The following is a 25,309-nucleotide window of genomic DNA, read 5'->3' as shown; positions in this document are numbered from 1 at the left end:
GCAGGGTTGGGTTCTAAGCCCCTATTTCAGTGGGTTCAATCTGTCACTTCGCCGCGCGGCCGGCAATCGGCTTAAAGGACGGCATGGTTAAATCGGATGGTTGACCGGTTTCCCGGACAATCTAGGGCGTCAGCACGATCTTGCCGGTCGAGCGCCGGGCGAGCAGCGTCTCGAACGCCTGTTTCCAGTCATGGAGCGCCAGGGTCTGGGACACATGGGGCCGCAACTGGCCGTTTTCCGCCATTGTCCCCAAGGAACGGAAACTCTCAGCAAGGAGCGCTGGCGCCTGGCTGCGGTAGGAGCCCCAATAGAATCCCAGCACGTCGACATTCTTGACCAGCAGGATATTGGCGGGGATCTGCTGCACCTGGCCGCCGGCAAAGCCGATCACCACCAGCCGCGCATTCCAGGCCACAGCCCGCAAGGACGCTTCAAAAAGATCGCCGCCCACCGGGTCATAGACGACATCCACCCCGCGCCCAGCGGTAAGGGCCTTCACCCGCTCGCGGATATCGGCGGTTTTATAGTCGATCACCTCGTCGGCGCCGTGGGCCGTGGCGATCGCACATTTATCGGCCCCGCCCGCCGTGGCGATGACCCTGGCCCCCAGCGCCTTGCCGATTTCGACCGCGGTCAGCCCCACCCCGCCCGCCGCCCCATGCACCAGCAGGGTCTCGCTTTTCTGCAGCCGCGCCTTCCACACCAGCGCGCCGTAAGAGGTGCCATAGGCGATCGGGAAACCAGCACCTTGCGCAAAATCGAGCCCGGCCGGAATCGGAAAGACGTCAGCGACCTTGGCAACGGCGTGGGCGGCATAGGCGCCGTGATCGACCACCGCCATCACGGATTGCCCGGCCTTGAATTGGGTCACGCCGGCACCCAGCGCCGCGACCGTGCCGGCCAGCTCCAGCCCGGGCACGAAAGGCGGCTCCGGCTTCACCTGATATTTGCCGGCCGTCATCAACGTGTCCGCGAAGTTCATGCCGGCGGCTTTGACCTCGATCAGCACCTCGCCGGGACCGGCCACAGGTGCTGGGAAATCGCCCAAGCGCAGATTTTCATAACCGTTGGGCTGGTCGCAGATCAGCGCCTGCATCGTCATATTTCCTTTCAGCGTCGCCCGGTCATTTCCGCCCGGCCAATTTCGGGGCTGTTGCAAAGAGCGGCCGCAGCACATCGACAATCTCGCGCAGCAGGTTGTCGCCGGCACCGCCGCGCCCAGTACGTAAATCCTTGGCATGGATATACCATGGCAGATACAGCCGGCGCGGTGCCAAGGGCAAGGCCTTCACGGGCAGCGACGCGAGCGCCGCCGTCACCGCACTGCGCGGCTGGATGCTGACCCCGGCACCCGCTGCCACCAGGCCGAGAATGCCGCTCAAGGATTCGACATGCGCCACATGGGCCGGGCTGCTGCGGGCGGGCCGGAAAAAGCTTTCGAGTTCGAAACCGCTTTGCGGCGTCAGGGCGTGCGCAAAATAGGTGAAGCCCGCAATGTCGCCCGCCGTGACGCTCCTCTTCCTGGCAAGCTTGTGCCCGGTGCCAATGAGGCAGACCAGCTCGTCTTCCCGCAGGAGGACGCGTTGGAGATCCGGCAGGGAAAGATCGCCGATCTCGATTGCCATCTCCGCCTTGCCCTGCAGCAGCAGGTGTGGCGGCCGTTCAGCGCCTGCAAAGATGAGGTCAAGCCGCATCGGCGCAGCGCGGTCGCGCAGATACCCGAACAAGGCCGGCGCCCAGCCAAGCCCATCCTGCACGCCGAAGGCGAGGCGCAGGCGCGGGGCATCGCCATGGCCCAGCTCCTGCGCCCTGGTCTCGGCACGTTGCAGCAGCGGCGCGCTGGTGGCGGCGGCATCGGCCAGGATCTCGCCGGCCTGTGTCAGCATCACCGACCGCCCGCGCCGTGTGAGCAGCGCAATGCCAAGGCGCCGCTCCGCTTCCTTCACCTGATGGCTGGCGGCCGATTGCGTGAGCCCCAGCGCCCGCGCCGCCGCCGACACGGACCCGCTGTTGCGGATCGTTGCCAGCATGACGAAATGGCGCCACTCGATTTTGCTCATATGAGGAATTTTACTGGATAAAGCCGAAACTATCAATTTGTCGCGCAGTCTGTTTTCGCCGATTCTGAGCCTACATGGTAGCGGAGAGCGCAGATGATATCGGCCAAGGCCCTGGATTTCCCACAGCACGTCCCTGACGGCTATCCGCCGCTGGTCCGCGAACCGGTCTTCGACCCAGCCCGCCACCTGGCGCTGGAAAAGCCGGAGACCGTCGTGACGCTGCGCGATCTCGGCTATGACGCGGCGGAGATCGCCACCTGCCCCACCGATCTTGGCATCACCTCCTGCTTCCGGATCCTGAGTGACGAAGGTGCCGCGTGCCTCCTCGAAGTTGCGCGCGGGTTGATGCCGCATATCCGCAGCCTCGAACGCATCTCGCGCATGGTGCGGGGAGGTGCCTATCAATCGCGCTTTCTGCGCGACCTCTGTTTGTCGCCGGACGTCAATGCCTGGATCTCGGAGATCTGCGGCATGCCGACACTGCCGCACTCGATCCCGCATCAATTGGGCCATCTCAACTACAACCCGCTGACCGTCGGGCAGAACGTCGACAAGTGGCATGTCGATACGCTGCGCATCGACTATGTGATGTTCGTGACCGACCCAAAGACGATGCAGGGCGGCGCGTTCGAATATTTCTGCGGTACCAAGCATGAGATGGCGGCGCTCCACAAAGCAGGGCAAACACCGCCGCCCGGTCGCGTGGTGGCACCCAGGCTGCCGGGACCAGGCTATGCGGTGCTGCAGCAGGGCAATATGGTGGTGCACCGCGCCAAGGGATTGCTGGCACCGGCCGAACGCATCACCATGGTCAACGGATATGTGCCGGGCGATCCCGGGGTGCCCGATTACACGCGCTTCGATCAGATATACTTGGCCGATCCCCCGCACATCGCGGCGTCGGAATATGCGCGTCACGTCGCCTGGACCGCGCGCGAACGCCTGCAGGCCTATCTCGATCTTGTTGAATTCAGCAGCGACAAGATATCAATCGCCGACCAGCTCGGCGCGGTCGCGGACTATCTTGGCCGGGCCAGCACCGATATCCGCGCGGCCGGCCAAGCCAAAATGGAGCATTTCGGCGATGGTTGATGCAATGGTGGACGCGGGAAGGTGCCTCAGCACCTTCCCACACCACTGGCTTAATCGAACAATGGCACGACAATATTGACGGACGGCCGCTGATAGATCACGGGCGCCGGTTGGTAATAAACGGGGGCGGGCTGCACATAGACACGCTCGCGTACATAAACCGGCTCCGGCTCAACATAGATGACCCGGGGGCCGCCATAATAACGCACCTCGTCATGGTGCTTGTAGTGCCCATAATGATTGCCATTGTCATGCCAGTTCTGGTGCTTGCCTTTCGCCAGTGCCGGCGAGGCAGCGGCCATGGCGAAACCGGCGACGACGAGCAATCCCGCCATCACCCGGCGGACACTGGAACGACGCATTGGCTTCGACTGGTTGGTCATGTCCCCATTCCTCACATTGTGCCCTCGCAAGGGCTTTGTCGGGCATGCAGCCTGGACCGTATGTCCTGGGCCGCATGTCCGACATTGATATTAGGAGGCGGAGGCAAAATTGCTTGTGAGGTCTCTGTGGCAGGGCCTCTGCCGTGATCACGTTGATGTGAATCGGCCACGCGGCCTTACCTCATATTTTTGCGGCAGATTTTTTTGACGCGAGGTCGGAATAAAATTTGCGCGTTCATAATCCCATATGGTTCAACGATTTTCCTGTATTTGAGATCACAGCCAGTTAATCCGCCGGGATATTTCTGTATCTCAAATCTTTTCCAGCGCCTCGGCGAGATCGGCGATGAGATCGTCCGCATTCTCCAACCCGACCGAGACGCGAATCAGGCTGTCGGTGACGCCGACCTTGTCGCGGATTTCCTTGGCGACACCCGAATGGGTGGTGGAGGCAGGATGCGAGATCAGCGATTCCGTCCCGCCCAGGCTGACCGCAAGTGTAAAGAGGTGGAGGTCATTCAAGAACCGGAACGCCCCTTCCTGTCCGCTCTTCAGGGTGAAGGAAAAAGTCGACCCGCCAGCCTGTGCTGTCTTCTTGTAGACGCTCTGATAAGTCCCATGATCGATGAAATCGGGATGATAGACTTGATCGACCTTGGGCTGGTCGTGCAGCCATTGCGCAATCTTTGCGGCACTGTTGCTGGCGCGCTCCATGCGCAGATGCAGCGTCTCCAGGGATCGTCCCAGCATCCAGCTGGAATGCGGATCGAGCTGCATGCCGAACGCGCTGCGGATCTTCTTGATCGGCACCAGATCCTGGGCCCGGCCGATGACACCGCCCGCCACCAGGTCAGAATGGCCGCCGACATATTTGGTCAGTGAATAGACGATGATGTCGGCGCCATGCTGCAGGGGCTGCTGGAAGATCGGCCCCAGCATGGTGTTGTCGACCACGATCAGCGGCCGCGACCCCTGCCGCTTCTCGATCGCATCGGCAGCCTTCACCATGAGCTCGAAATCGACGATGCCGCAGGTGGGATTGGCCGGGCTCTCGACATAGATGATCGGCACCTTGCTGCCCTCGGTCTTTGCCACGGCATCGTCGATCACCTTTTCATCGAGCCCGTCCATGAAGCCCACGGCTTTGAGCCCGAACGGTGCCAGTGTTCCCACCAGCAATGTTTCGGTCCCGCCATAAAGCGGCTGGCTGTGCAGGATGGTATCGCCGGGCCGGGCGAACGCCAGGATCGCCGCGGTGATGGCCGCCATGCCGCTTGCAAACATCAGCGCCCCTTCACCACCTTCGAGAACGGCCAGACGCTCTTCGACGATCTGCAGATTCGGATGATTGAAGCGCGAATAGACCAGACCCGCATCCTGCGCATTTGGCGGTACCTTGCGCCCGGACACATAGTCGAAGAAATCCTTGCCATCCTCGGCCGATTTGAACGCGAAGGTCGACGTGAGAAAGACGGGCGGCTTCACCGATCCTTCCGACAGGAACGGATCATAGCCATAGCTGGTCATCAGCGTTTCCGGGCTGAGCTTCCGGTTGCCAATCGATCGCTGGCGATAGCTCGATTTCATGATGGCGGCTCCTGATCATCGTGGAATAGATGCAATCATGTCACGGTAATCTGTTTGGCGCGCGCGAGATATCGTTGCCAGCCACCCCCTCACCCCAACCCCTCTCCCGCAAGGGGAGAGGGGCGTGCGCATGCATCTGCACCGGAAATATATCGGTTCGCTAGAATCTTGCCGGCAGATCTCATCCCCTCTCCCCTTGCGGGAGAGGGTCAGGGTGAGGGGTGGCGACTGAAGGACTTACCCAATCCCCGACTATCTCTCATTGCACCGCAGCAGTTCACGATCCGGGCATATGAACCGGAACATATTCACCAAACCCTTGTTGACCGTGATTGGAAACATTCCAGTGACGCCCAATCCAGTCACGCCTAGCAAGGATATCGCCATGGCACAGAAGCAATCTGCCACGAAGCAGCGCAAGACGGGACTTCCCGGCCATATCGGTACCGGCGGCGAAACGCACCAGACGGCGGCGAACCCCCAAGCGCGCCTCACGACAAACCAGGGGACGGTGGTCTCCGACAATCAGAATTCGCTGAAAATCGGCGATCGGGGACCGACACTTCTTGAAGATTTCATCCTGCGGGAAAAGATCACGCATTTTGATCATGAGCGCATCCCGGAGCGCATCGTCCATGCGCGCGGCTCCGGTGCCCATGGCGTGTTCCAGGTCTATAAATCGCAGAGCCGCATCACCAAGGCCGCCTTCCTGCAGGACCCGAAGGCAAAGACCCGTGTGTTCGTGCGCTTCTCGACAGTGGCCGGGGGCGCCGGTTCGGTCGACACGGCGCGCGATGCGCGCGGCTTTGCCGTCAAATTCTATACGCCAGAGGGCAATTTCGATCTCGTCGGCAACAACATCCCGGTCTTCTTCATCCAGGATGCGATGAAATTTCCCGATCTCGTCCATTCGGTGAAGATGGAACCGGATCGCGGCTTTCCGCAGGCGGCGTCGGCCCACGACACGTTCTGGGACTTTGCCAGCCTGATGCCGGAAAGCATGCATATGCTGATGTGGGTGATGTCGGACCGGGCGATCCCGCGCTCGCTGCGCATGATGGAAGGATTCGGTGTCCACACCTTCCGGCTCATCGACGCCAAGGGCAAGGCGCGTTTCGTGAAATTCCATTGGCGCCCGGTGCTGGGCAGCTTCTCCCTCATCTGGGATGAAGCGGTGAAGATCGCCGGCGCCGACAATGACTTTCACCGCCGCGATCTCTGGGAAGCGATCGATACCGGCAACTTCCCGGAATATGAACTGGGCCTCCAGGTGTTCGACGAGACGTTCGCCGACAAGTTCGACTTCGATGTGCTGGATCCCACCAAGCTCATTCCGGAGGAATTAGTGCCGGTCGAGATCGTTGGAAAAATGACTCTCAACCGCAATCCTGATAATTTCTTTGCCGAAACCGAACAGGTGGCCTTCCATCCGGGTCACATCGTGCCGGGCATCGATTTCAGCAACGATCCGCTGCTGCAGGGGCGTCTCTTCTCTTATCTCGACACCCAGCTCATCCGGTTGGGTGGGCCGAACTTCCACCAGATCCCCATCAACCAGCCGGTCTGTCCGTTCCGCAACCTGCAGCGCGACGGCCATATGCAGATGGCCGTGCCGACGGGCGAGGTCAATTACGAACCCAACAGCATCGACGCAAAATCACCTCATGAAGATCCGGGCGCCGGCTTTGCCAGCCATAGGCAGCCCTATCCGGCCCAGCAGACGGAACGTGTCCGCGCGCGCTCGGAAAGCTTCGGCGATCATTACAGCCAGGCGCGGCTCTTCTGGCTGTCGCAAACGTCGCCGGAACGCGATCACATCGCCGGTGCCTTCGCCTTCGAACTCGGCAAGGTATCGCGGGTGTCCATCCGCAGCCGCATGCTGGCGCATCTTGCCATCATCCACCGTGATCTTGCGGCCAAGGTCTCGGGCGCGCTCGGCATGCCGATCGATGCCAGCCTTGTCACCGCTTTCCAGAAGCCCAAGGACCTCAAGCCCTCGCCGGCGCTCAGCATCGTCGGCAAGGCGCCGGAAACCTTGCAAGGCCGCAAGATCGGCCTGCTGGTGACGACGGGGTCGGATGCGGGCTTCATCGATGCCGTGCGCAAGGCCGCAAAGAAGGAAGGCGCCAATGTTGCCATCGTGGCGCCGCAGGTCGGCGGCACCAAGGCCAGCGACGGCAGCGAGATCGCCGTGGACAGCGCACTCTATGCCGGCCCCTCCGTCCTCTTCGACGCCGTCATCGTGGCGCCCTCGGCTGCCGGCGCCAAGGTCCTGGCCCGGGAAGCCGCCACCGTCGATTGGCTGCGCGATGCCTTCGGCCATTTGAAAGTGATCGGCTATAACGCGGCCGCCGAACCGCTCATTGAAAAAGCCGGCATCGTCGCCGATGACGGCATCGTCGCCCTGAGCAGTGCCGCCGATCTGAAAACCTTCATCGCTACCGCCAGGAAACACCGCATCTGGGCCAGAGAGAAGGCCGTGCGCTCACCGGCAGATTGAGCAAACACCCCTCACCCCAACCCCTCTCCCCGTAAGAACGGCGCGAGGGGCTTTGAAGCAAGCTCGATCGGAACCCCCTCGCCCCGCTTGCGGGGAGAGGGTCGGGGTGAGGGGTCTTCGCTCTGCTCTACCGACTGCCTTCAATGCTTCGGCTGGAACAATTCGATCGGATTGCCGGCGGGATCTTCCAACAGAATCTGAGAACCGCCGACACCGGGCAGGATCTCGTTGCGGAAGGTGAGGCCGGCTGCCTTGAGGCGCGCCACCTCGGCTTCGATGTCGGTGACAATCAGCAGTAGCCGGTTCCAACCACCAGGCGCAGGCTTGCGCCCATCGGCCAGGGGCTTGCCGCCGGAACTCAACGGCCCGCTCAACAGCAGCCGCAAATCTCCGCGCGTGACCGAGGCGAAAGCCGGGATCGCGTCCATCTCCAGCTCAAAGCCAAGATGCGTCGTATAGAAGGCCAACGCCTTGGCAACGTCATCGACGATGTAGCGGATACTGACCTGCGACATCTGCTTCTTCTCCAAGCAATAGACTAAGAACGACGTTCGTCGCGCCTATCTCCCCTGAGGCAGCCGACCTATCTTCATCTATCCGTCATCCCCGGGCTTGACCCGGGGATCAAGTCCCGCCGCCGTGCTGTTGCTAGCAGATCCCCGGATCAAGTCCGGGGATGACGAACGAGGAAAGGGGCCGCATGAGATAGTCCTGCCCCTTGGGAGGCGAAGGAAATCAAAATGGCGCCGTTTCACCCAGCAAGGGTGCCGGCTTGATGCTGCCGGTGACGGCGCCTTCCCAGTTCTTCAATGTCGGTTGCAGGGATTGCTGCAAGGCTTCAGCCTCGGCCTTGTCGATGATGCCGAAATGGCGCAGCAGATGGCCCATCACGACTTCGGCGCCGCGGCCATTGCCGTCTTCGACCTTGAGGCAGATGCCAAGACCCAGTTCTGGCAGCGATCCCATATAGACACCCTCGGCGCCGGTCTTGATCGCGGCCTTGGTGCCCGTGACCTTCATGACATCGGTGCAGAAGCGTCCCGTACCGGCGACATACCAGGGTTCATGCGACATGGCGGTGAGAATGCGCGTGCAGGCCGCAGCGCGTGCCGGCGACAGATCCTTGGGGTCCGCCATCTTCGCCATGGCAAGTGCATGGTGCCCTAGGGGAATGGCGATGGTGGGAATGCCGCAGCCATCGATGCCGCGCGGCACGTTGGAAAGATCCTGCCCGCACATCTGCTCAAGGATACCGAGCAGGCGCTGCTGCACACTGTGCTCGTACTGGATATAGCCCCGGGTCTTTTCACCGAGATGAACGGCGGTGGAGAGGAACCCGGTATGCTTGCCGGAACAATTGTTATGCGCCCGCGTCGGCTTTTCGTCGCTGCGGATCAGATTGTGAAACGCCGGATCGTAAGAAGGATATTGCACGCCGCATTCGAGATTGTCGGCATTGAGGCCGATCTTTGCCAGCCAGTCATTGACTGCGCGGACATGGCCGGGCTCGCCGCTGTGGGATGCGCAGGCCAAGGCGATCTCGCGCTCGGTGAGGCTGTATCGGTCGGCGGCACCCGATTCCACCAGCGGGATGGCCAGCAGCGGCTTGATCGACGAGCGGCCATAGATCGGCGTTTCGATATCGCCCCAGGCCTTCACCACATGCCCGTCGGCATCGGTGACCGCGGCGATCGCGCGGTGCCGGCTTTCCACCATGTTGCCGCGCCAGATCTCGACCAGGATCGGGCTGTCGCCGTGCGGTAATTCAGCGTGGGCATGCGTATGCGGATGCAGTTCGTTCATTGAAGAGTACTCGCGGCCAATGTTCTAATTGGCGCGCAGAATGCCCCTGTCCGCGCGGGCTGGCAACGCCCTAGAACGCGGCACTGCGGTCGCGGTAGCGCTGCACCTTGTCCTTGGTGCCGCAATCCGCCATCGCGCACCAGCGCCGTGTTGCATTGCGGCTGGTGTCGAAGAAGAACCAGCGGCAATCATGGGCCGGGCAGCGCTTGATGCGCTCGAGAGCCGTGCCGGTCAGAAGATCGACCGCATCGGCGATGATCGCCTGGCGCAGCCGGCCGATCGCATCGCCGGTGGGCGTGGGGGTGGCGCGATAGGATTGGTCATCCCAGACCAGCCGCGGCGGGGCGGCCAGCGCCGAGAGCTGGTCGAGCGCTGCCTGCGGGGGCGGCAGGGCGTGGGCGAGCGGGCCGAAAATCGCCACCAACAGGTCGCGGAGCTTGTGGAAATCGTAGTAATCCGAGGAATCCGGGGTGACGGGCAGCGGATGGCCGGCACGGTCCGCCCAGGCCGCGATCCCGGCCTCATCGCCCAGCCGGTCGGCGGCATCGGGCAGGGGCAATGTGTTGCAGAAGGCGAGCGACAGGCGCCCGGCCACGAATTCCGACTTCGGGACCCTCTTCGGCAATGAGACGATCTGGCTCACAGCTGTCACCATCAAAACTCAATTGACTGGTTACAGTATCAGATTAAAATGTAACCACCAAAAGACATTTAGATGGTAGCATTTGTATGTACAAGCCGTCGATAAACCCCGCACTTTTGGCCCTTTTCGCCGGCATTTTCCTGTCCGGATTCAGCCCGATCCTGGTGCGCCTCAGCCCCCTCGACCCGGCCGCCACCGCCTGCTGGCGCCTCCTCGTGGCAGCGACTCTCTCCCTCATCTTCGCGAAATGCCGGGTGAGGCTGCCAGGGCGGGTGCTGCTTGCGGTGGTCTTCGCAGGGTTCCTGCTGGCGGCCGATCTGGTGCTGTGGAACATCGCCATCATGACGACGACGGTGATGGAAGCTGCCCTCCTGGTCATGCTCTACCCGTTGCTGGTGGCGGCGGTGGAGATCCTCTTTCTCAAGCGGCCAATGGGTTGGCAGCTGGTGGCCGGCGGCTTGATCGCCTTCGCCGGTGTCGCCTTGATGACGGCGGGACCGAGTTTGGGCTCATTAGGTTCGGGGCAATCGAGCACCACCGGCAATCTCCTCGCCCTCACCGCCGCCTTCTTTTATGCCGGCTGCCTGCTCATCACCGCGCGCTCCTGCCGCGGCTATGACGTGAAGGCGGTGACGTTCTGGGAGCTCCTCAGCGCTGGCATCTTCTGCGTGCCGCTGCTGTTCTGGGAAAGCCATGGCGTGCCGGAAACCCATATGGAATGGGGCTATATCACGCTCTACGGCCTCATCACCTTTGCCGGCTACTATCTGATGAACATCGGCCTCACACGTATTTCCGCCAGTGTGGCGGCGGTGCTGGGCTATGGCCAGCCGGTGATTGCGACCGCCATCGCCTTCTTCCTGCTCGCGGAAGTGCCAAGCCACATCGCCCTCCTGGGCGGTATCACGGTGCTCTGCGGCCTGGCCGTCGCCAGCCGGGCGGCGCGACCGGCGACCTAGCTTTTTCAGGCACGCTTCGCTAATTTGCCGCCCGTTACGGCAAGGGCAGAGCATGAGCAACAATCCGGTCAATCGCGGCTATTTCGGTATCGGCGTCGAGGGCATCTCGAAGCCGATGAACCTCGGTGCGGTGCTTAGAACAGCGCACGCCTTTCATGCCAGCTTCTGCTTCACCATCGGCGCCTGCTTCAATGTGCGGGACGTACTGGCATCCGACACTTCGGTCGCCTTCGACAGCATGCCGGTCCAGGTCTATCCGGATGTCGAGAGCTTCACCCCGCCGCTTGGCTGCCGCATCGTCGGCATCGAGATCACCGACGAGGCGGTCGATTTGCCGACCTTCACCCACCCGCCGGCCGCCATCTATGTGCTGGGGGCGGAGAAGGATTCGCTCAGCCCCGCGATGCAGGAGCGCTGCGATTTCATCATCAAGATCCCGACCCGCTTCTGCGTGAACCTGTCGGTGGCCGGCGCCATCGTCATGTATGACCGGATGATCAGCCTGGGGCGCTTTGCGGAACGGCCGGTCCGGGTCGGCGGACCCACGAAACAGCTTGCGGCACATAAGCGCGGGCTGCCGGTCTGGAAGCAGAAACAACTGAAAAAACAAAGCAATTCTGACTGATCCACAGGTGCCGGCGTCGCCTTTGGGTGGATTTTCACGCCAATCCTTGCTAGATGAAGACCATCAGCCGCCCCCATTCCGCCCCATTTACCGGGTAAATGGGCATGCCGCTGCAGAATTTGGCCTTCCCCAAGGATTTGAACATGCGTTTCGCCATCGCCATGCGTCAGGACCCGGTTGCTATCGCCCGCAAGCTGTTGCTGGGTTTGCTGGTGCTGGGTGTCACGATCGCGCCGGCCGTCGCTGCCGACACGCCGAAGAATCTCGGCGCCTTCAAGAAGTGGCGGGCGATGACGGTGACGGCCGACGGCAACCGCACCTGCTATGCGATGAGCCAGCCAGTGACCCGCCAAGGCAATATCAAGGATCGCGGCCAGGTGGCGGCGATGGTGACCCATTTTCCGGAGATCGGCGCCCTCGACCAGGTGTCGATCGTGCTGGGTTTTGCGCCGGAAGCGAAAAGCCCGGTGATCGTCAAGATCGGCGGCTTCACCTTCAAGTTCACCGAACTGGAAGATGACCGCGCCTGGGCCAAGACCCATGCCAATGACAAGGCACTGGTGCAGGCGATGCGCAAATCGAATCAGATGGTGGTGACCGCCACCACCGACAAAGGCATGCAGGTGCAGGACACCTATGACCTTGCCGGTTTCACCAAGGCCTATCAGACCATGAGCAAGGCCTGTACGAGCTAAGTACTGGCACGAGCTAAGTACTGGCACGAGCTAACGATCGGATCCGCGTTATTATGAGTACTGAGAAACACGCAGCCTCCTTTGCCCCGCCGTCAGTTGACGCGAGCGGGCGGCGCGACCTCATCGGCCTCGACCGCAACGAGCTCGAAGCCTTGATGCTGGAAGTGGGCGAGCCCAAGTTCCGTGCGCGCCAGCTGTGGCATTGGCTCTATCACCGCGGCGAGCGTGACTTTGCCAAGATGAGCAATCTCTCGAAGGATTTTCGCGTTCGTCTTGAACAGCAGTTCTTCGTCGGCCGCCCGGGCATCGCCGTCGATCTTGCTTCCAAGGACGGGACACATAAATGGCTGCTCAACCTGAGGGACAATCAGCAGGTCGAGACCGTGCATATTCCGGAAGAAGACCGCGGCACGCTGTGTGTCTCTTCCCAGGTCGGCTGCACGCTTACCTGCAAATTCTGCCATACCGGCACGCAGCGCCTGGTGCGCAATCTGGATGCTGACGAGATCGTCGGCCAGGTGATGATGGCGCGCGACCATCTGGGTGAATGGCCGAGCCCGCAGGATGGGCGCCTGCTCTCCAACATCGTCATGATGGGCATGGGTGAGCCGCTTTACAATTTCGACGCGGTGGCGAAGGCCTTGAAGATCGTCATGGACGGCGAGGGTATTGCCATCTCGAAGCGCCGCATCACGCTATCGACCGCCGGCGTGGTGCCGATGATCGAGCGCTGCGGGGCCGAGCTCGGCGTCAATCTTGCCGTGTCACTGCACGCGGTCACCGACGAGCTGCGCGACCAGATCGTGCCGATCAACAAGAAATACCCGCTCAAGGAATTGATGAAGGCCCTGGAAAACTATCCCGGCCTTTCCAATGCGCGGCGCATCACGTTTGAATATGTGATGCTGAAGGACGTCAATGACAGCCCGGCCGATGCAAGGGCGCTGGTGAAGCTGATCAGCAAGGTGCCGGCCAAGGTCAATCTCATTCCATTCAATCCCTGGCCGGGTGCGCCGTTCGAACGCTCGACCCCGGCGTCGATCCGCGATTTTTCCGACATCATCTTCGATGCCGGCTATTCGAGCCCGGTGCGTACACCACGCGGCGAAGACATCATGGCAGCTTGCGGCCAGCTGAAGAGCGACAGCGTCAAACAGCGCAGATCAGAACGCGACAAGGCGGCAGCCGGCGCGGGCGAGGCCGCTTAAGTTGAGCCTGTCCGTGCGGGGCCGGTTGGCCGCCTTCCATCTTGGCCTCAGTCTTGCGCTGTGTGCTGGCACGATGTCCGCCCATGCAGACAATACACCCGCCACCGAAACGCCAAAGAAGCCGGCGACGCCGCTCAATCCGCTGCTCGAAGCTTGCCTCGCACCTGCCGACACGCAGGCCATCGTGGTCAGTTGCACGACGGCGGTTGAAAGCCGGCAGCTGCAGGGCGAGGCCCTTGCGGCGGCACTCTATCGCCGCGGCGTGGCACAGGGCATGCGCGGGCAATTGCCGGCGGCGGTCAATGATTTCTCGGCCGGCCTGAAACTGTCGCCCGATGCCACTGATCTCCTCAATGCCCGCGCCTCCGCTTATGGAGTGATGAAGCGCTATGACCTTGCCGTCCTGGATTACAGCACGCTGCTGAAGCTGATCCCGGATGATGCCGATTCCCATTACCTGCGGGCGCGTGCCGCGTCGGCATTGGGGAAGGATGATGCGGCCATTGCCGACCTCACGGCGGTGCTGGCGCAGCAGAAGGGCGACATCAATGCGCTCATGGATCGTGGCGGGCTTTATCTGCGGCAGGGCAAGTTCGATGCGGCAGAGGCCGACTTCTCGGCCCTCATCAAAATCGAGCCCAAGGCTGCGGCGGCATTCTACAACCGTGGCCGCGCCAAGTTCCTGAAAGGCGATTTTGCGGCGGCCAGCAAGGATTTCGCCACGGCGGAGAAATTCCGTGAAGACAATCCCTATGCGGCGCTGCGCCGCTATTTCAGCAACGCCCAAGGCAAAGGCGACGGCAAGAGCCGGGTGCAGGCCGACATCCTCACCGAGGCGCTGGCCAAATTTCCAGCAGATCAATGGCCGCTGCCGATCCTTAGCACCTTGCTGGGGCAGATGACGGAAAAGGATCTGCTGGCCTCTGCGGCAACCGTCGGCGACAAAGCCGTCGCGCGTCAGCTGGATGCCGAGGTGCATTATTATCTGGGCGAAGCAGCCATGCTGAAGAAGGATACCAAGGCCGCCCGGAATCATTTCACGGCTGCCGCCAAGGGCGACCATAATGTCATCGAAGTGGTCGATGCCGGCTGGCGGCTGAAGCAGCTCCCTTAAATCACCTTCATTGCCGGCGTCGTGGATTTACCGGGACGGCGGCCATCTGTTTCCGATCAGCAGCCCCGGGAAGGACAAGGCTGGGTCATCCAGCGATGCGCGCGGCCGATGCGGTCAGGATGAGCGTGCGGACGGCATGCAGGTCGCTGACAATGCCCGTGCAGAGCGACTGGATTTCTGGCGTTGGGCTCAGAAGATCGGGGATCATAACAGTCATCATGCCGGCAGCTGACGCGGAGCGAACCCCATTGTGGGAATCTTCCAGCGCCAGGCATCGAGCGGGCTCCACGGCGAGACGTTTCGCAGCCGTCAGGAACGGGTCGGGCGAGGGTTTGCCGGTGACATAATCTCCGTGTCCGATGACTGCATGGAAGCGGTCGGCCAGGCCGTGGGCGGAGAGATGGTTCTGTACAGTCGCGTGGGCCGACGACGTCGCGATGCATCGAGGCATCGCAAGCTGGTCGAGAAAGTCGAGCAGTTCGACGACGCCGGGCTTTAGCCGGAGTTGGGTGGCGGCCAGCAACTCGAAATGGCCAACCATGTGCGCGAAATATTGATCGATGGGGAAATCCGGTCCCATCTGCTCCAGAAGCAATGCTCTGCTCTGGGCCCAAGGCACGCCTATGGTGCATTGAATGACCGCTGCCGGCAGGTCGTGACCGCCGACGGTTGCCGCCGCCAGAAACGCCTCCTGATAGAGCGTCTCCGTATCGAAAATCAGCCCGTCCATGTCGAAGATCACGGCGGCCGGCATGTGAGGAAGCATCATTTTCCGGGTATAATTGATCGCCGGTAGCACAGCAACAGCATGCATGAGGGATCGGGGCCGACTGGGCGCGCTGTCCTTCAGTTGCCAACGGATCCCCGGCCATTCTTGATTCAAGAGTGGGCCTGGGGATGACGCATTGAGAAATGGCACCGTGCGAGAGCTCTGCTCTGGGTCGGGCTGCGCGGTTCTGGGGGATTTTAGGGGCGCCCGGCAGACCATCTGCACGATGGGGGGAGTGTGCAAACGCGATGGTCCGCCGGGTGCTCTTGAGGTCCATCCGGGGCTGCGGATGGGACCCCAAGTCGACTGGTGGACGGTGGCCCGTGAGGCTGATTCGGGTCCGTCAGAACAGGGGATCCCGCTGTTCTACGTTGCCGACAAAGGAATTAGATCACCGTCCCCGCAAATTTCGACATGCCAACCAGATTTCGACCATCCAGCAAATTTCGACATTTCGGTCAAAAAAGCGACATGTTTGTCTACAATATCTCTCTAAACCTTACGAAAGTCTGAAGGTTGCGGGCAGGATTGCCTATTTCTGCCTGAGATCGTTAACTTCCCGCCGCATTTACCGCATGAGGGGCCGTTGCGCCATGTTCTTCGCATCTTTCCGCGGCCGGATCTTTTGGCGTGTCCTGGTCAGTCTCATGTTCCCCATAGCGGCGATGAGTGTCGTCGTTCCGGCCGCCTGGGCCGAGGGCGCCGATTTTGACGCCTGCCTCGCCTTCGACAGAGCAGCCTGCGACAAGGTTCTCGCGACGGCACCCGACAATCTCACCGCCCTTTTCATGCGCGGGCTGGCGGCGGAGCTGGAGGGCGACGATGCGGCGGCGCTCAAGGATTTCGACGCGACAGCCGCGCGAGAGCCACGGCATTTCGGCGCGCAATTGTGGCGTTATGTTGCTGCGGCAAGCCTCGGGCAGAGCCGTGGAGCCGACCTCAAAGCCTATCTCGACAATGTAAAACAGCTGGGCGCCTGGCCGCGGGCCCTTGCAGAACTGTATCTGGGCAGCGTGACTCCAGCGCAAACGCTGACGCTTGCTGCCCAGCAACCTGGTGCGGCGGCAGCGGAGGCGACCTGTGCCGCCGAATATCATGTCGGCCGCGCAGCCTATCTGGCCGGCAAGGTCGACGAAGCGACAGCGCATTTCCGCGCGGCTTTGGCCACGGGCGCTGCCCATGTTTTTGAGTATCAGGCGGCGGAGCGGGCGGTGAAGGGGATGCGGTAGGGGCCGCTGCTAATTGCGACAATCTCCGCTTACCCCCTCACCCCAACCCCTCTCCCGCGAGGGGAGAGGGGCTTTTGCCACGCATTTCCAATCAGATCTTTCTGCCAAATGGGGCCTTGCCGGCGGATCTCATCCCCTCTCCCCTCGCGGGAGAGGGTCAGGGTGAGGGGGGAGTTGCAGGAACTCGCCATTTCCCGCCCCGCCCTTGCCTCCACCCCCCATTTCCCCTAGGTTCCGGCCGCTTTCTTTTGATGAGGATGGTTCATGTCGCGCGATATCAAGAAGGTCGTTCTGGCCTATTCCGGCGGTCTCGATACGTCGGTCATTCTGAAATGGCTGCAGGAAACCTATGCCTGCGAGGTGGTGACCTTTACCGCCGATCTGGGGCAGGGCGAGGAATTGGCGCCGGCGCGCAAGAAGGCCGAGATGCTGGGCATCAAGGAAATCTTCATCGAGGATCTGCGCGAGGAATTCACCCGCGACTTCGTCTATCCGATGTTCCGCGCCAACGCGCTCTATGAGGGGCAGTATCTGCTCGGCACCTCGATCGCGCGGCCGCTCATCGCCAAGCGCCAGATCGAGATCGCCAAATTGACCGGCGCCGATGCCGTGGCGCATGGCGCAACCGGCAAGGGCAATGACCAGGTCCGCTTCGAGCTTTCCTATTACGGCCTCAACCCGGATATCAAGGTGATCGCCCCCTGGCGCGAATGGGATCTCACCTCGCGCACCAAGCTCATCGAATATGCCGAGAAGCATCAGATTCCGGTCGCCAAGGATAAGCGCGGCGAAGCGCCCTTCTCGGTCGATGCCAATCTGCTGCACTCGTCCTCGGAAGGCAAAGTGCTGGAAGATCCGTGGGCCGAGCCGGAGGAGATGGTCTATCAGCGCACCATCTCGCCGGAAGCAGCGCCTGACAAGGCCACCTATATCGAAGTGGGTTTCCTGAAGGGCGATGCTGTTTCCATCGATGGCGAGAAGCTCAGCCCAGCGACACTCCTCACCAAGCTCAACGCACTCGGCAAGGCCAACGGCATCGGCCGGCTCGATCTCGTGGAGAACCGTTTCGTCGGCATGAAGTCGCGCGGTGTCTATGAGACGCCGGGCGGCACGATCCTCCATGCCGCCCATCGCGGCATCGAGAGCATCACGCTCGACCGGGGTGCAGCGCATCTCAAGGACGAGATCATGCCGCGCTATGCCGAGCTTATCTATAACGGCTTCTGGTTCTCACCCGAACGCGAGATGCTGCAGGCCCTCATCGACAAGTCACAGGAACATGTCGAGGGTGTGGTGCGGTTGAAGCTCTACAAGGGCAACGCCACGGTGGTCGGCCGCAAATCGGAAAAATCGCTCTACTCTCTCAAACATGTGACTTTCGAAGACGATGCCGGCGCCTATGATCAGCGCGATGCACAGGGCTTCATCAAGTTGAATGCCTTGCGGCTGCGTCTGTTGAAACATGGCCGTGGCTGAAGGCCGCGGGTTAAAGGCCACGGGCTGAAGGCCACTGGCTGAAGGGTTGGGCTAACGGAATGGCGCGAGGAATCATCATGTCGCTGTCGGGGGCATCCCGCTTTTATCTGCCGACGGCAGTATTGTTGGGATTGGCTGGCCTCGTCTTCAGTGCAAGCCTGGCGATGGCCGACATGATGAAGCCCGGCAAGTGGGAAGTGATCACGACGGGCGACGTTGAAAAGGGCGGCAAGAAGGTGCCGATCCCGGTCGACAAGATCGAGATCTGCATCAGCAAGGAACAGGCGAAGCAGACCACCGAGGCGCCGCCTGCCGGCAATACCGGCTGCACGGTCGAGACCATCTCGAAAACCGCGTCCAAGCTGGTGACGCATATCACCTGCGGCAATGTCAGCATCGACAACACGACCACCTGGACGGCGAAGGCTTATGAAAGCCTCATCCGCACCAGTTCGACGGAAGACGGCCAGCCGGTCGCCAACAATCTCGATGCCAAGGGCCGCTACCTCGGCGCCTGCACGCCGTAGGGCGTAAGGCCCAACTATTTCCGTCATCCCCGGGCTTGACCCAGGGATGACGGTTGAGAGAGTGAACGTCTACCTGCTTTACGAACCCGCCTCACCCAGCAGCGCGCGGCGCAGGTCGCGCTTGACGTGCCAGGCCATCAGGCGGCCAAGCCGGGCCTGGCCCAGCGGGCGGCGCTGGGTGCGCTGGATGATGTCGAGATCCGGCGCGCCATTGGCTTCGATGATGCAGGGACCGTCGGCCAGGATGGCGATGTCCCAGCCGATCACGGCCAGATCGTCGAAATGCCCGTGGGCGCGGACGGCAAGGTCACGGGCCTGCCGCCAGCCGGGCAGGATGCGGCCGTCGATCTTGGCACCCGTCACCGGATGTGTTTCGAACCAGCCGGAATTGGGGCTGAGGCCAAGATCCGTGGCGGGTCCCAGCCGGCCGGTCTCGACGTCGATGGCGGAGGCGATGCCGCCGGCATGGAAATTGTCGACCGCCGAGCCGCGCACGCGCGGCATGCGGAAGGCGGCATCGGTCACTTCATAGGCGCCCTGTTCGTTGCGGCAGCTCACGATGCGGCAGGTGACGAGCGTGCCGCAATTGATGTCGGCAAGGTCCGGGTGATTGGTGAGCGATGTCTGCACCAGCATGTTCTCCTCGCGCGACTGCTCGACGATCAGTGCGCGGAGCGCATTGGCGGTGAGGGATTCGCCGTCACCGCGGACATAGCGGGCGATGCCTTCGCTTTCGGCGGAGATGAACTTCCATTTGGCGGCCCCGCGCCCGCCGCTGCCTTTGCGCGGCTTCACGAAGAGATCGACTTCCGGCAGCGTGGCTTCGGTGAAGGCCTGCGCGGGGATCCCTTGATGGGCGGCGAAGACCACGGGCGCTACCGGCAGGCCGAGCGCCTGGCAGGTGTCATGGAATTCCAGCTTTTCGCTGACACTGCGGCGCTGTTCGCTCGGCCGGTGCAGGATCTTGTAGGTTGATGCCTTGGTCTCGCTGCGCTGCAGATAGGAACCCGCCTCGCGCGCCAGCGCCGGGTCGAACAGTTCGAACTGGTAGTAATATTTGGGCGCCATGCCGTAGCGCATCATGAAGCGCATCTGTTCGCCAAACTGGCGCAGCTGCGATTTGCCGGTGCGCCGCTTGATGCTGGGGCCGAGCTCGCGCGTGAATTTGACGGCGCTGACCCAGCCACCGAAGCCGGTGCTGGTGAGGAGGCCGGCCAAGGCGCGGCGCAGGCGCCGCCGGCTGAATTTCTCGCTGCTGAAGGCCGCGGTGGTGAAGGCAAGCTGGGCCGCGCGCAGGCACGCGGCCGGGTCCTGGCTTGCCTCGGCAAGGGCGATCTGTGCCCGCAAGGCATGCTGCGCCATCAGCTCGGCAGCCAGGCAGATGAAGGCCAGCAGATAGAGCTGCAGAAACGAGAATTCGATGAGGTCGGCGAGATTGTCGTAGGTCTGGGGGTCGAGACCGAAATGATGGCGGAGATGCGGCTCGCCGACATCGAGCCCGAGCGCCATGCTCTGCAGCGTGAAGCCCACCCCCAGGAGCGCCATCACCGGTGCCGTTGCCTGGAGCTGCGTGGTGCCGCCGGCGCGGCGCGGCCGGCGCCAGGCCACGATCAGGAAGAGGAGGCCGGCACCGGCCCAACAGGCGAAATCGCCCAGCCAGATCGGTGACAGGCTGGCCTCAAACCGCTCGATGACGTCGCCGCCCAGTTCCGAGACGACGAAGAGCGCACAGAATCCGGCAATCATCAGCCAGAACAGGCGGACCAGCGGTCCGGTGACGGCCTGGCGGGCCAAAGCCACCGCGAGCAGGCCGCCAAAGGCATAAACCAGGGCGTTCACGGCATCGACCCAATCGAACGCCGTGACCTCGGCCGCCAGGAAGGCCAGCAGGGCAAGCGGGATCAGGAGGGCCCAGAGGAGGATGGAGCGGATGAGGTCGCGGGGGTCGAGAACGCGCAACATGGTCATGGTCATCAATACCGTCATTTTCTCTGCCAGGTTCTCCGCCGGGCGCCGTTAAGGGCAAGCCCCGCCAAAGCTGGCACAGTTAACACTTGATCGCGCCGGCGTCAGGTCCCCGGCGTCACGTCTCCGGCGTCAGGTCCGAGCTGCCGGAAGGGTGCCGAAGGCGATCGCCAGCACCATCGCATCTTATTGTTTCAAATGAAAATTATCCCCGAAAAAACACGTTGAACATCGGCTCGGTGCCGCGCGCAATAGTCTGTGGAGATCACAGCCTTTTGTTACATGTAACGGCACGAATCCAAGACTCTTTTGTTAAATTACGCTAGAAAAATCCCAGTTTGGCAGATGCTGACCCGGGGTGCCGAACCGGGAGAGGTGCGGCTGGATCGGCCGGATTTGAGGGTCGATCCAGGCGGTCAGAACGAGCCGGGCCGGAAAAAGCAGGTGGCGTGATGGTTGAAGCGCGGAAATTCGGGCAGGTCATCCGCAGGGCATGGCATTGGGCATGGCCGCGCTGGCAGGTGCCGGTGCTGGTGACGGGCGGCCTCTATCTGCTGGCCTATGCCGTCTCGAATCTGATCTTGGACGTGGACGTGACGCCCTTGCGGGCGCTCCGCGATTTCCTGGCGCTGGCCTTTATCGCCATCCTGCTGTTCGAGGCATCGCGCCGGACATGGGCCTTCGTGGCGCTCATGGCGCTGTTGATCGGCGCCTTCTATATCGGTTCCGCCGCCAAGATCATGATGCTGGCCCGCCCGGTCATGCCGGACGATGTCTATAGCGTCGCAGCCCTGGTGCACATCATGGGCTGGCAGGGTTGGGTCATCGTCGTCCTGCCCTTGGGCCTCATCGGCGTGCTGCTGTTCGGCAACCTCAAGTTCCGCGGTCGCGCCGCTCAGGCCGCGATCGCCACCCTGGTGCTGGTGCCGCTCGGCGTGGGTGCCATGGGGCAAACGAGCCTGCGCTGGGCCGATATCCTCCTCGGCAACCGTTCCTGGGACCAGCGCGAGAATTTCAAATCACGCGGGCCGACCTTGCACATCCTGCAGGAAACCCTGCGCGCCTATGCGACCTGGAAGCCGGCGCCGACGGAGCAGGAAGTAGCATCGGCGCTCGATCGCCTCGACATCCGCGGATCGGATCATGCGACGGGGGGTAGCGGGCCGCTGGTGCCGGTGGCCTTCAACCAGACGAAGCCCCGGAACGTGCATATCATCCTGCTGGAAAGCTTCTGGGATCCGACGCCGCTCCTGCCCAAGGACCATCCCACGACCATATCCGGCACGCCGCTGCTCGATCCGCGCTTCTATGCGCTGTGGGACCAGACCGGCCGCACCATGGCTTTGTCGCCGACCTTCTCCGGCGGCACGGCCAATGCCGAGTTCGAAGTGCTGTGCGGCTTCCCGATCGACAGCTGGGCGGTGAAGTTCGAGCAGGGCTTCAACACGGCGCCGTGCCTGCCGACCCTGCTCGGTGAGCAGGGCTATCGCACGGTTGCCTCCCACCCCAACACGTCGAGCGTGTGGAACCGGATCAGCGCCTATCAGCGCGTCGGCTTCCAGACCTTCTGGTCGAAGGATGATTTCAAGCTCGACGAGATGATCGTATGGATGCTGTCCGACCGCTCGCTCTATCGCCAGATCGCGGCCAAGCTGCAGGCGGAGAAACTGAAAGAGGGGCATGACAAGCGGCCGGTGCTCGATTTCATCGTGACGCTTTATGGCCACTGGACCTATGACATGGTGCCGGAGCGGCCGGCGGTGGTGCCGATCGATCCCGAGAGCACGGAGCTTGGCCAGTTCGCCACCGCCATGCATTACAAATCCATCGAATTGATGGATGAGATCGAGCGCCTGCGGCGCGACGATCCGAACTCGCTTATCATCGCCTTTGGCGATCATCTGCCCAATCTTGGCGCCAATTGGGGCGGCTATAAGAATAACGGCTTCTTTGCCGGCGGCTGGGGCGATTTCCCTGCCGACATGTATGTCCGTTCGCGCGCGACACCGCTCATCGTGATCGATGGCGAAAGGGGCCCGCTCAATCTGGGCAAAATGCCGCTCTACCGGCTCAACCAGCTGGTGCTCGACCGGCTGGGGGTCGACGTCCCCAATATCGGCGCACTGGTACCGACGCCGGGAGACCTCACCATCCGGCCGACGCCCGATACCGTGATCGGCCTCGATGGTGCGAAGAACCCGTTCCTGTGCAATACGCAGGAAGGCAATCCGCAGGCAGCTGGCGGCACCTGCAAATCGGTGGCGGCCTGGATGGCTGACGTGAAGCTGATCGCCAGCGACATCTTCGACGGCAAGGGCCATGCCCTGGCGCTGATGGAACGCCATCGCCATCCGGTCGCGGCCAGCCTGCCATGAACCTGGTGCCGCGCGTGTTGACAGAGCAGCGCCCTGCTCTGCGTTGGCTGGTGCCGATCGTGTCGACATTGGCCTTCTATCTCCTTGCCTATGTCGTGTCCGCCTGGCTCTTCAATGTGGCGATCGTGCCGGACCGGGTGCCTGCGGATCTTGCGGCGCTGCTGATCGTCTCGCTGCTGGTCTTTGCGGTGTCGCGGCGCCTCTCTTTGTTCCTGATCCTGCAGGCGCTGCTGATCGCCACCCTTTATGTCGGCAGTGCCGCCAAAAGCGCTATCGCCGGGCGACCCTTGATGCCGGACGATATCTACAGCCTGGATGCCTTCATCCGCCTGATGGGCCCGGTGGGCTGGCTGGTCGCGGGCATTCCGTGCCTTCTCATCCTGGGGCTCTTCCTTGGCAATCTGCGGCTCCAGGGTCATCTGCGCCGCGCAGCCTTTGCCGCCCTCATTGCGGTGCCGGTGGGTGCCCATGCCGGATCGACCACGCTCATCGACTGGATGGACGGTATCTGGGGCGACAAGCCCTGGGACCAGCGGGAAAATTATGTCTGGCGCGGCGGCACCATCCATCTGCTGCAGGAACTGGTGCGCATGGCGGCCGTGGCACGGCCGGCACCCGATGCGGCGATGGTGGACGCAGCGATCGCGCGGCGCGTCGATGTCGCCGATCTTGGTCCCGCAGTTCAACCCGGCCGCGTGCGTAATCTTCATATCGTGCTGGAGGAGAGCTTCTGGGATCCGGCACCGCTCACCGCTGCCGGTGTCGCCAGCTCGCCGCTTGATCCGCGCTTCCTCAAAATGTGGGATGCGGCCGGCCGCTCGACCGCTTTGTCGCCGGCCTTCGGCGGCCAGACGGCCAATGCGGAATTTGAAGTCCTGTGCGGCTTTCCGCTGGCGCAAGGTGCCGTCCGGTTCGAGCAATCGCTCAACGACCAGCTGCCCTGCCTGCCGCGGCTGCTGCAAAAAGCCGGCTACCGCACCGTGGCAAGCCACCCCAACACGCCGGGTTTCTGGAACCGGCAGGCAAGTTACGACCGTATTGGTTTTGAGACCTTCTGGTCGCTCGGTGATTTCGTCCAGGACGATATGACGTCGATCTTCCTTTCCGATGCGTCCTTGCACCGGCAGGTAGCCGAGAAGCTGGCGGCGAGCCCGGACAAGCGGCCGGTGTTCGACTATATCGTCACCTATTACGGCCACTGGATGTACGACCTCGACGCCAAGCGGCCGCAGACGATTGAGACGACGACCCATGTCGACGAGCTGGCGCGCTATTTGAGCGTGGTGCACTGGAAGTCGCGCGAGATGATGGATGCCATCGAACGCTGGCAGCGCGATGACCCGGATTCGGTCATTGTCGTGTTCGGCGATCACCTGCCGCTGCTGGGCCAGAATCTGGCCGGTTATGCGGAATCGGGTTTCCTCGGGCGCGCCGATGATCATGTCTCGCCGGAGGTCCAGGCGCGCGCCACGGCGACGCCGCTCCTGGTGATCGACGGCCGCAATGGGCCGCTCAAGGTCGGGCATCTGCCGATGTACCGGCTGCCGTCGCTGCTTCTCGATCTCATCGGGATGCCGGCCAAGGGCATTGCCGATCTGGCGGCGCCGCCGGCCGGTCTCGCCCTGCGGCCGCTGCCGGGGACGGTGGTGGGTTTCGACAGTGGCGGACAGCCTTTCCTGTGCCAGGGCGGCAATGTGACGCCGCCTTGCGATGCGGTTGCTGCCTGGCAGGCAGATACGGCAGCGCTCGCCCAGGATATTTTCGATGGCGACAGCCATGCCGGAGATTGGCCGGGCATCGTGCCACCCGACCTCGTCGCGAAGATGAAATAGATGATGTCCGTAAGGCCGCTCGTCGCTGCCGATGTCGACATCGTGCAGGAGATGGTGCTGGAATTCGGCGCCTATCTCACTGGCCTTGGCGATGCCTGGCGGCACAAATTTACCGGCGAACGGTATCTTGCCGATGGCTTCGGCCCCAACCCGGCCTTCCGCGGTTTCATTGCGGAGCTGGACGGCACCGCATTGGGCTATGTGCTGATGGCTCCCAATTACGATATTGATCAAGGCAAGCGGATCGAGATCGTGATCGATCTGTGGGTTCGTGCCCAGGCGCGGCGCGCCGGCGCCGGGCGGGCGCTCATGGATGCGGCGGCCGGGGCCGCGCGCCAGGGTGGCGCGCGGCAATTGCTCTGGGCGGTCTTCCGGCCCAACAAGCTGGCGCGCGATTTCTACCAGCGCATCGGCGGGCAGGTGGTCGAAGATCTCGATTGGATGTATCTCAATCTCGATTAGACTGA

Annotated in this window: 22 protein-coding genes; 13 read left to right on the top strand and 9 right to left on the bottom strand. The window is 62.4% G+C overall.

Features of this window, described 5'->3' with window-relative positions; translation table 11 throughout:
- Positions 1-121 precede the first annotated feature (121 nt).
- Both AC1DWZ_RS05250 and AC1DWZ_RS05245 read right to left on the bottom strand, forming a co-directional pair.
- The gene (locus tag AC1DWZ_RS05250; protein ID WP_477167817.1) at positions 122-1,096 is read right to left on the bottom strand and encodes an NADPH:quinone oxidoreductase family protein; all 975 of its coding nucleotides are present in this window, start codon (positions 1,094-1,096) and stop codon (positions 122-124) included.
- Positions 1,097-1,124: 28 nt separating this feature from the next.
- Positions 1,125-2,060 carry a LysR family transcriptional regulator gene (locus AC1DWZ_RS05245; protein ID WP_477167816.1) on the bottom strand — a complete coding sequence of 312 codons (936 nt, stop codon included), beginning with the start codon at positions 2,058-2,060 and terminating at the stop codon, positions 1,125-1,127.
- Between the two features lie 93 nt (positions 2,061-2,153).
- Here AC1DWZ_RS05245 and AC1DWZ_RS05240 point away from each other — a divergent pair, with 93 nt between their 5' ends.
- Positions 2,154-3,152 carry a hypothetical protein gene (locus tag AC1DWZ_RS05240; RefSeq protein WP_477167815.1) on the top strand — a complete coding sequence of 333 codons (999 nt, stop codon included), beginning with the start codon at positions 2,154-2,156 and terminating at the stop codon, positions 3,150-3,152.
- Between the two features lie 50 nt (positions 3,153-3,202).
- On the opposite strand, the gene AC1DWZ_RS05235 is transcribed toward AC1DWZ_RS05240, so the two are convergent.
- Positions 3,203-3,535, bottom strand: coding sequence for a hypothetical protein (locus AC1DWZ_RS05235; RefSeq protein WP_477167814.1), 333 nt, complete (start codon positions 3,533-3,535; stop codon positions 3,203-3,205).
- A 312-nt stretch (positions 3,536-3,847) separates the two neighbouring features.
- The gene (locus tag AC1DWZ_RS05230) at positions 3,848-5,122 is read right to left on the bottom strand and encodes a cystathionine gamma-synthase family protein (protein ID WP_477167813.1); all 1,275 of its coding nucleotides are present in this window, start codon (positions 5,120-5,122) and stop codon (positions 3,848-3,850) included.
- Between the two features lie 385 nt (positions 5,123-5,507).
- Here AC1DWZ_RS05230 and AC1DWZ_RS05225 point away from each other — a divergent pair, with 385 nt between their 5' ends.
- Entirely contained in the window at positions 5,508-7,622 is a 2,115-nt protein-coding gene (locus tag AC1DWZ_RS05225; RefSeq protein WP_477167812.1) for a catalase, read from the top strand.
- A gap of 140 nt (positions 7,623-7,762) precedes the next feature.
- Here the strand turns inward: AC1DWZ_RS05225 and AC1DWZ_RS05220 are convergent, their stop codons facing one another.
- The 3 genes from AC1DWZ_RS05220 to AC1DWZ_RS05210 form a co-directional block, all read right to left on the bottom strand.
- Complete coding sequence (locus AC1DWZ_RS05220) at positions 7,763-8,137, bottom strand: VOC family protein (RefSeq protein WP_477167811.1); 375 nt, start codon at positions 8,135-8,137, stop codon at positions 7,763-7,765.
- 220 nt (positions 8,138-8,357) lie between these two features.
- Entirely contained in the window at positions 8,358-9,425 is a 1,068-nt protein-coding gene (locus tag AC1DWZ_RS05215) for an asparaginase (RefSeq protein WP_477167810.1), read from the bottom strand.
- A 70-nt stretch (positions 9,426-9,495) separates the two neighbouring features.
- On the bottom strand, positions 9,496-10,068 hold the full coding sequence (locus tag AC1DWZ_RS05210; protein WP_477167809.1) for a CGNR zinc finger domain-containing protein: 573 nt from the start codon (positions 10,066-10,068) through the stop codon (positions 9,496-9,498).
- Between the two features lie 86 nt (positions 10,069-10,154).
- On the opposite strand from AC1DWZ_RS05210, the gene AC1DWZ_RS05205 reads away from it, so the two are divergent.
- The 5 genes from AC1DWZ_RS05205 to AC1DWZ_RS05185 all read left to right on the top strand — a co-directional run bounded on the left by AC1DWZ_RS05205 (position 10,155) and on the right by AC1DWZ_RS05185 (position 14,669).
- On the top strand, positions 10,155-11,027 hold the full coding sequence (locus AC1DWZ_RS05205) for a DMT family transporter (RefSeq protein WP_477167808.1): 873 nt from the start codon (positions 10,155-10,157) through the stop codon (positions 11,025-11,027).
- A 52-nt stretch (positions 11,028-11,079) separates the two neighbouring features.
- Positions 11,080-11,652 (top strand): RNA methyltransferase, encoded by a 573-nt coding sequence (locus AC1DWZ_RS05200; RefSeq protein ID WP_477167807.1) that lies wholly within the window; start codon positions 11,080-11,082, stop codon positions 11,650-11,652.
- Between the two features lie 104 nt (positions 11,653-11,756).
- Positions 11,757-12,347, top strand: coding sequence for an invasion associated locus B family protein (locus AC1DWZ_RS05195; protein ID WP_477167806.1), 591 nt, complete (start codon positions 11,757-11,759; stop codon positions 12,345-12,347).
- Positions 12,348-12,400: 53 nt separating this feature from the next.
- Complete coding sequence (gene rlmN, locus AC1DWZ_RS05190; protein ID WP_477167805.1) at positions 12,401-13,555, top strand: dual-specificity RNA methyltransferase RlmN; 1,155 nt, start codon at positions 12,401-12,403, stop codon at positions 13,553-13,555.
- Between the two features lie 13 nt (positions 13,556-13,568).
- Positions 13,569-14,669 (top strand): tetratricopeptide repeat protein, encoded by a 1,101-nt coding sequence (locus tag AC1DWZ_RS05185; RefSeq protein ID WP_477167804.1) that lies wholly within the window; start codon positions 13,569-13,571, stop codon positions 14,667-14,669.
- A gap of 85 nt (positions 14,670-14,754) precedes the next feature.
- Here the strand turns inward: AC1DWZ_RS05185 and AC1DWZ_RS05180 are convergent, their stop codons facing one another.
- Positions 14,755-15,483: an HAD family hydrolase gene (locus AC1DWZ_RS05180; protein ID WP_477167803.1), complete on the bottom strand. Its 729-nt coding sequence runs from the start codon at positions 15,481-15,483 to the stop codon at positions 14,755-14,757.
- Between the two features lie 548 nt (positions 15,484-16,031).
- Between AC1DWZ_RS05180 and AC1DWZ_RS05175 the strand changes: the two genes are divergently transcribed.
- From AC1DWZ_RS05175 to AC1DWZ_RS05165, 3 genes are all read left to right on the top strand, one after another.
- Positions 16,032-16,667 carry a tetratricopeptide repeat protein gene (locus AC1DWZ_RS05175; protein ID WP_477167802.1) on the top strand — a complete coding sequence of 212 codons (636 nt, stop codon included), beginning with the start codon at positions 16,032-16,034 and terminating at the stop codon, positions 16,665-16,667.
- A gap of 264 nt (positions 16,668-16,931) precedes the next feature.
- The gene (locus AC1DWZ_RS05170; RefSeq protein WP_477167801.1) at positions 16,932-18,143 is read left to right on the top strand and encodes an argininosuccinate synthase; all 1,212 of its coding nucleotides are present in this window, start codon (positions 16,932-16,934) and stop codon (positions 18,141-18,143) included.
- Positions 18,144-18,202: 59 nt separating this feature from the next.
- A complete protein-coding gene (locus tag AC1DWZ_RS05165) occupies positions 18,203-18,670 on the top strand; it encodes a DUF3617 domain-containing protein (RefSeq protein ID WP_477167800.1) in 468 nt (155 codons plus the stop codon).
- Positions 18,671-18,748: 78 nt separating this feature from the next.
- Here the strand turns inward: AC1DWZ_RS05165 and AC1DWZ_RS05160 are convergent, their stop codons facing one another.
- The gene (locus AC1DWZ_RS05160) at positions 18,749-20,656 is read right to left on the bottom strand and encodes a sugar-transfer associated ATP-grasp domain-containing protein (protein ID WP_477167799.1); all 1,908 of its coding nucleotides are present in this window, start codon (positions 20,654-20,656) and stop codon (positions 18,749-18,751) included.
- A 431-nt stretch (positions 20,657-21,087) separates the two neighbouring features.
- On the opposite strand from AC1DWZ_RS05160, the gene AC1DWZ_RS05155 reads away from it, so the two are divergent.
- Genes AC1DWZ_RS05155 through AC1DWZ_RS05145 form a run of 3 tightly spaced genes read left to right on the top strand, consistent with a single transcriptional unit; the run spans position 21,088 to position 25,304 of the window.
- A complete protein-coding gene (locus AC1DWZ_RS05155) occupies positions 21,088-23,010 on the top strand; it encodes an LTA synthase family protein (protein ID WP_477167798.1) in 1,923 nt (640 codons plus the stop codon).
- Positions 23,007-24,842: an LTA synthase family protein gene (locus tag AC1DWZ_RS05150; RefSeq protein WP_477167797.1), complete on the top strand. Its 1,836-nt coding sequence runs from the start codon at positions 23,007-23,009 to the stop codon at positions 24,840-24,842. The genes AC1DWZ_RS05155 and AC1DWZ_RS05150 overlap by 4 nt, the downstream gene beginning before the upstream one ends.
- Entirely contained in the window at positions 24,843-25,304 is a 462-nt protein-coding gene (locus tag AC1DWZ_RS05145) for an N-acetyltransferase family protein (protein WP_477167796.1), read from the top strand. It begins immediately after the preceding gene.
- Positions 25,305-25,309 lie beyond the last annotated feature (5 nt).

The sequence above is a fragment of the Dongia sp. P2_B8 genome (genome assembly GCF_056404715.1).
This window is presented reverse-complemented; position numbering and strand designations above follow the sequence as displayed.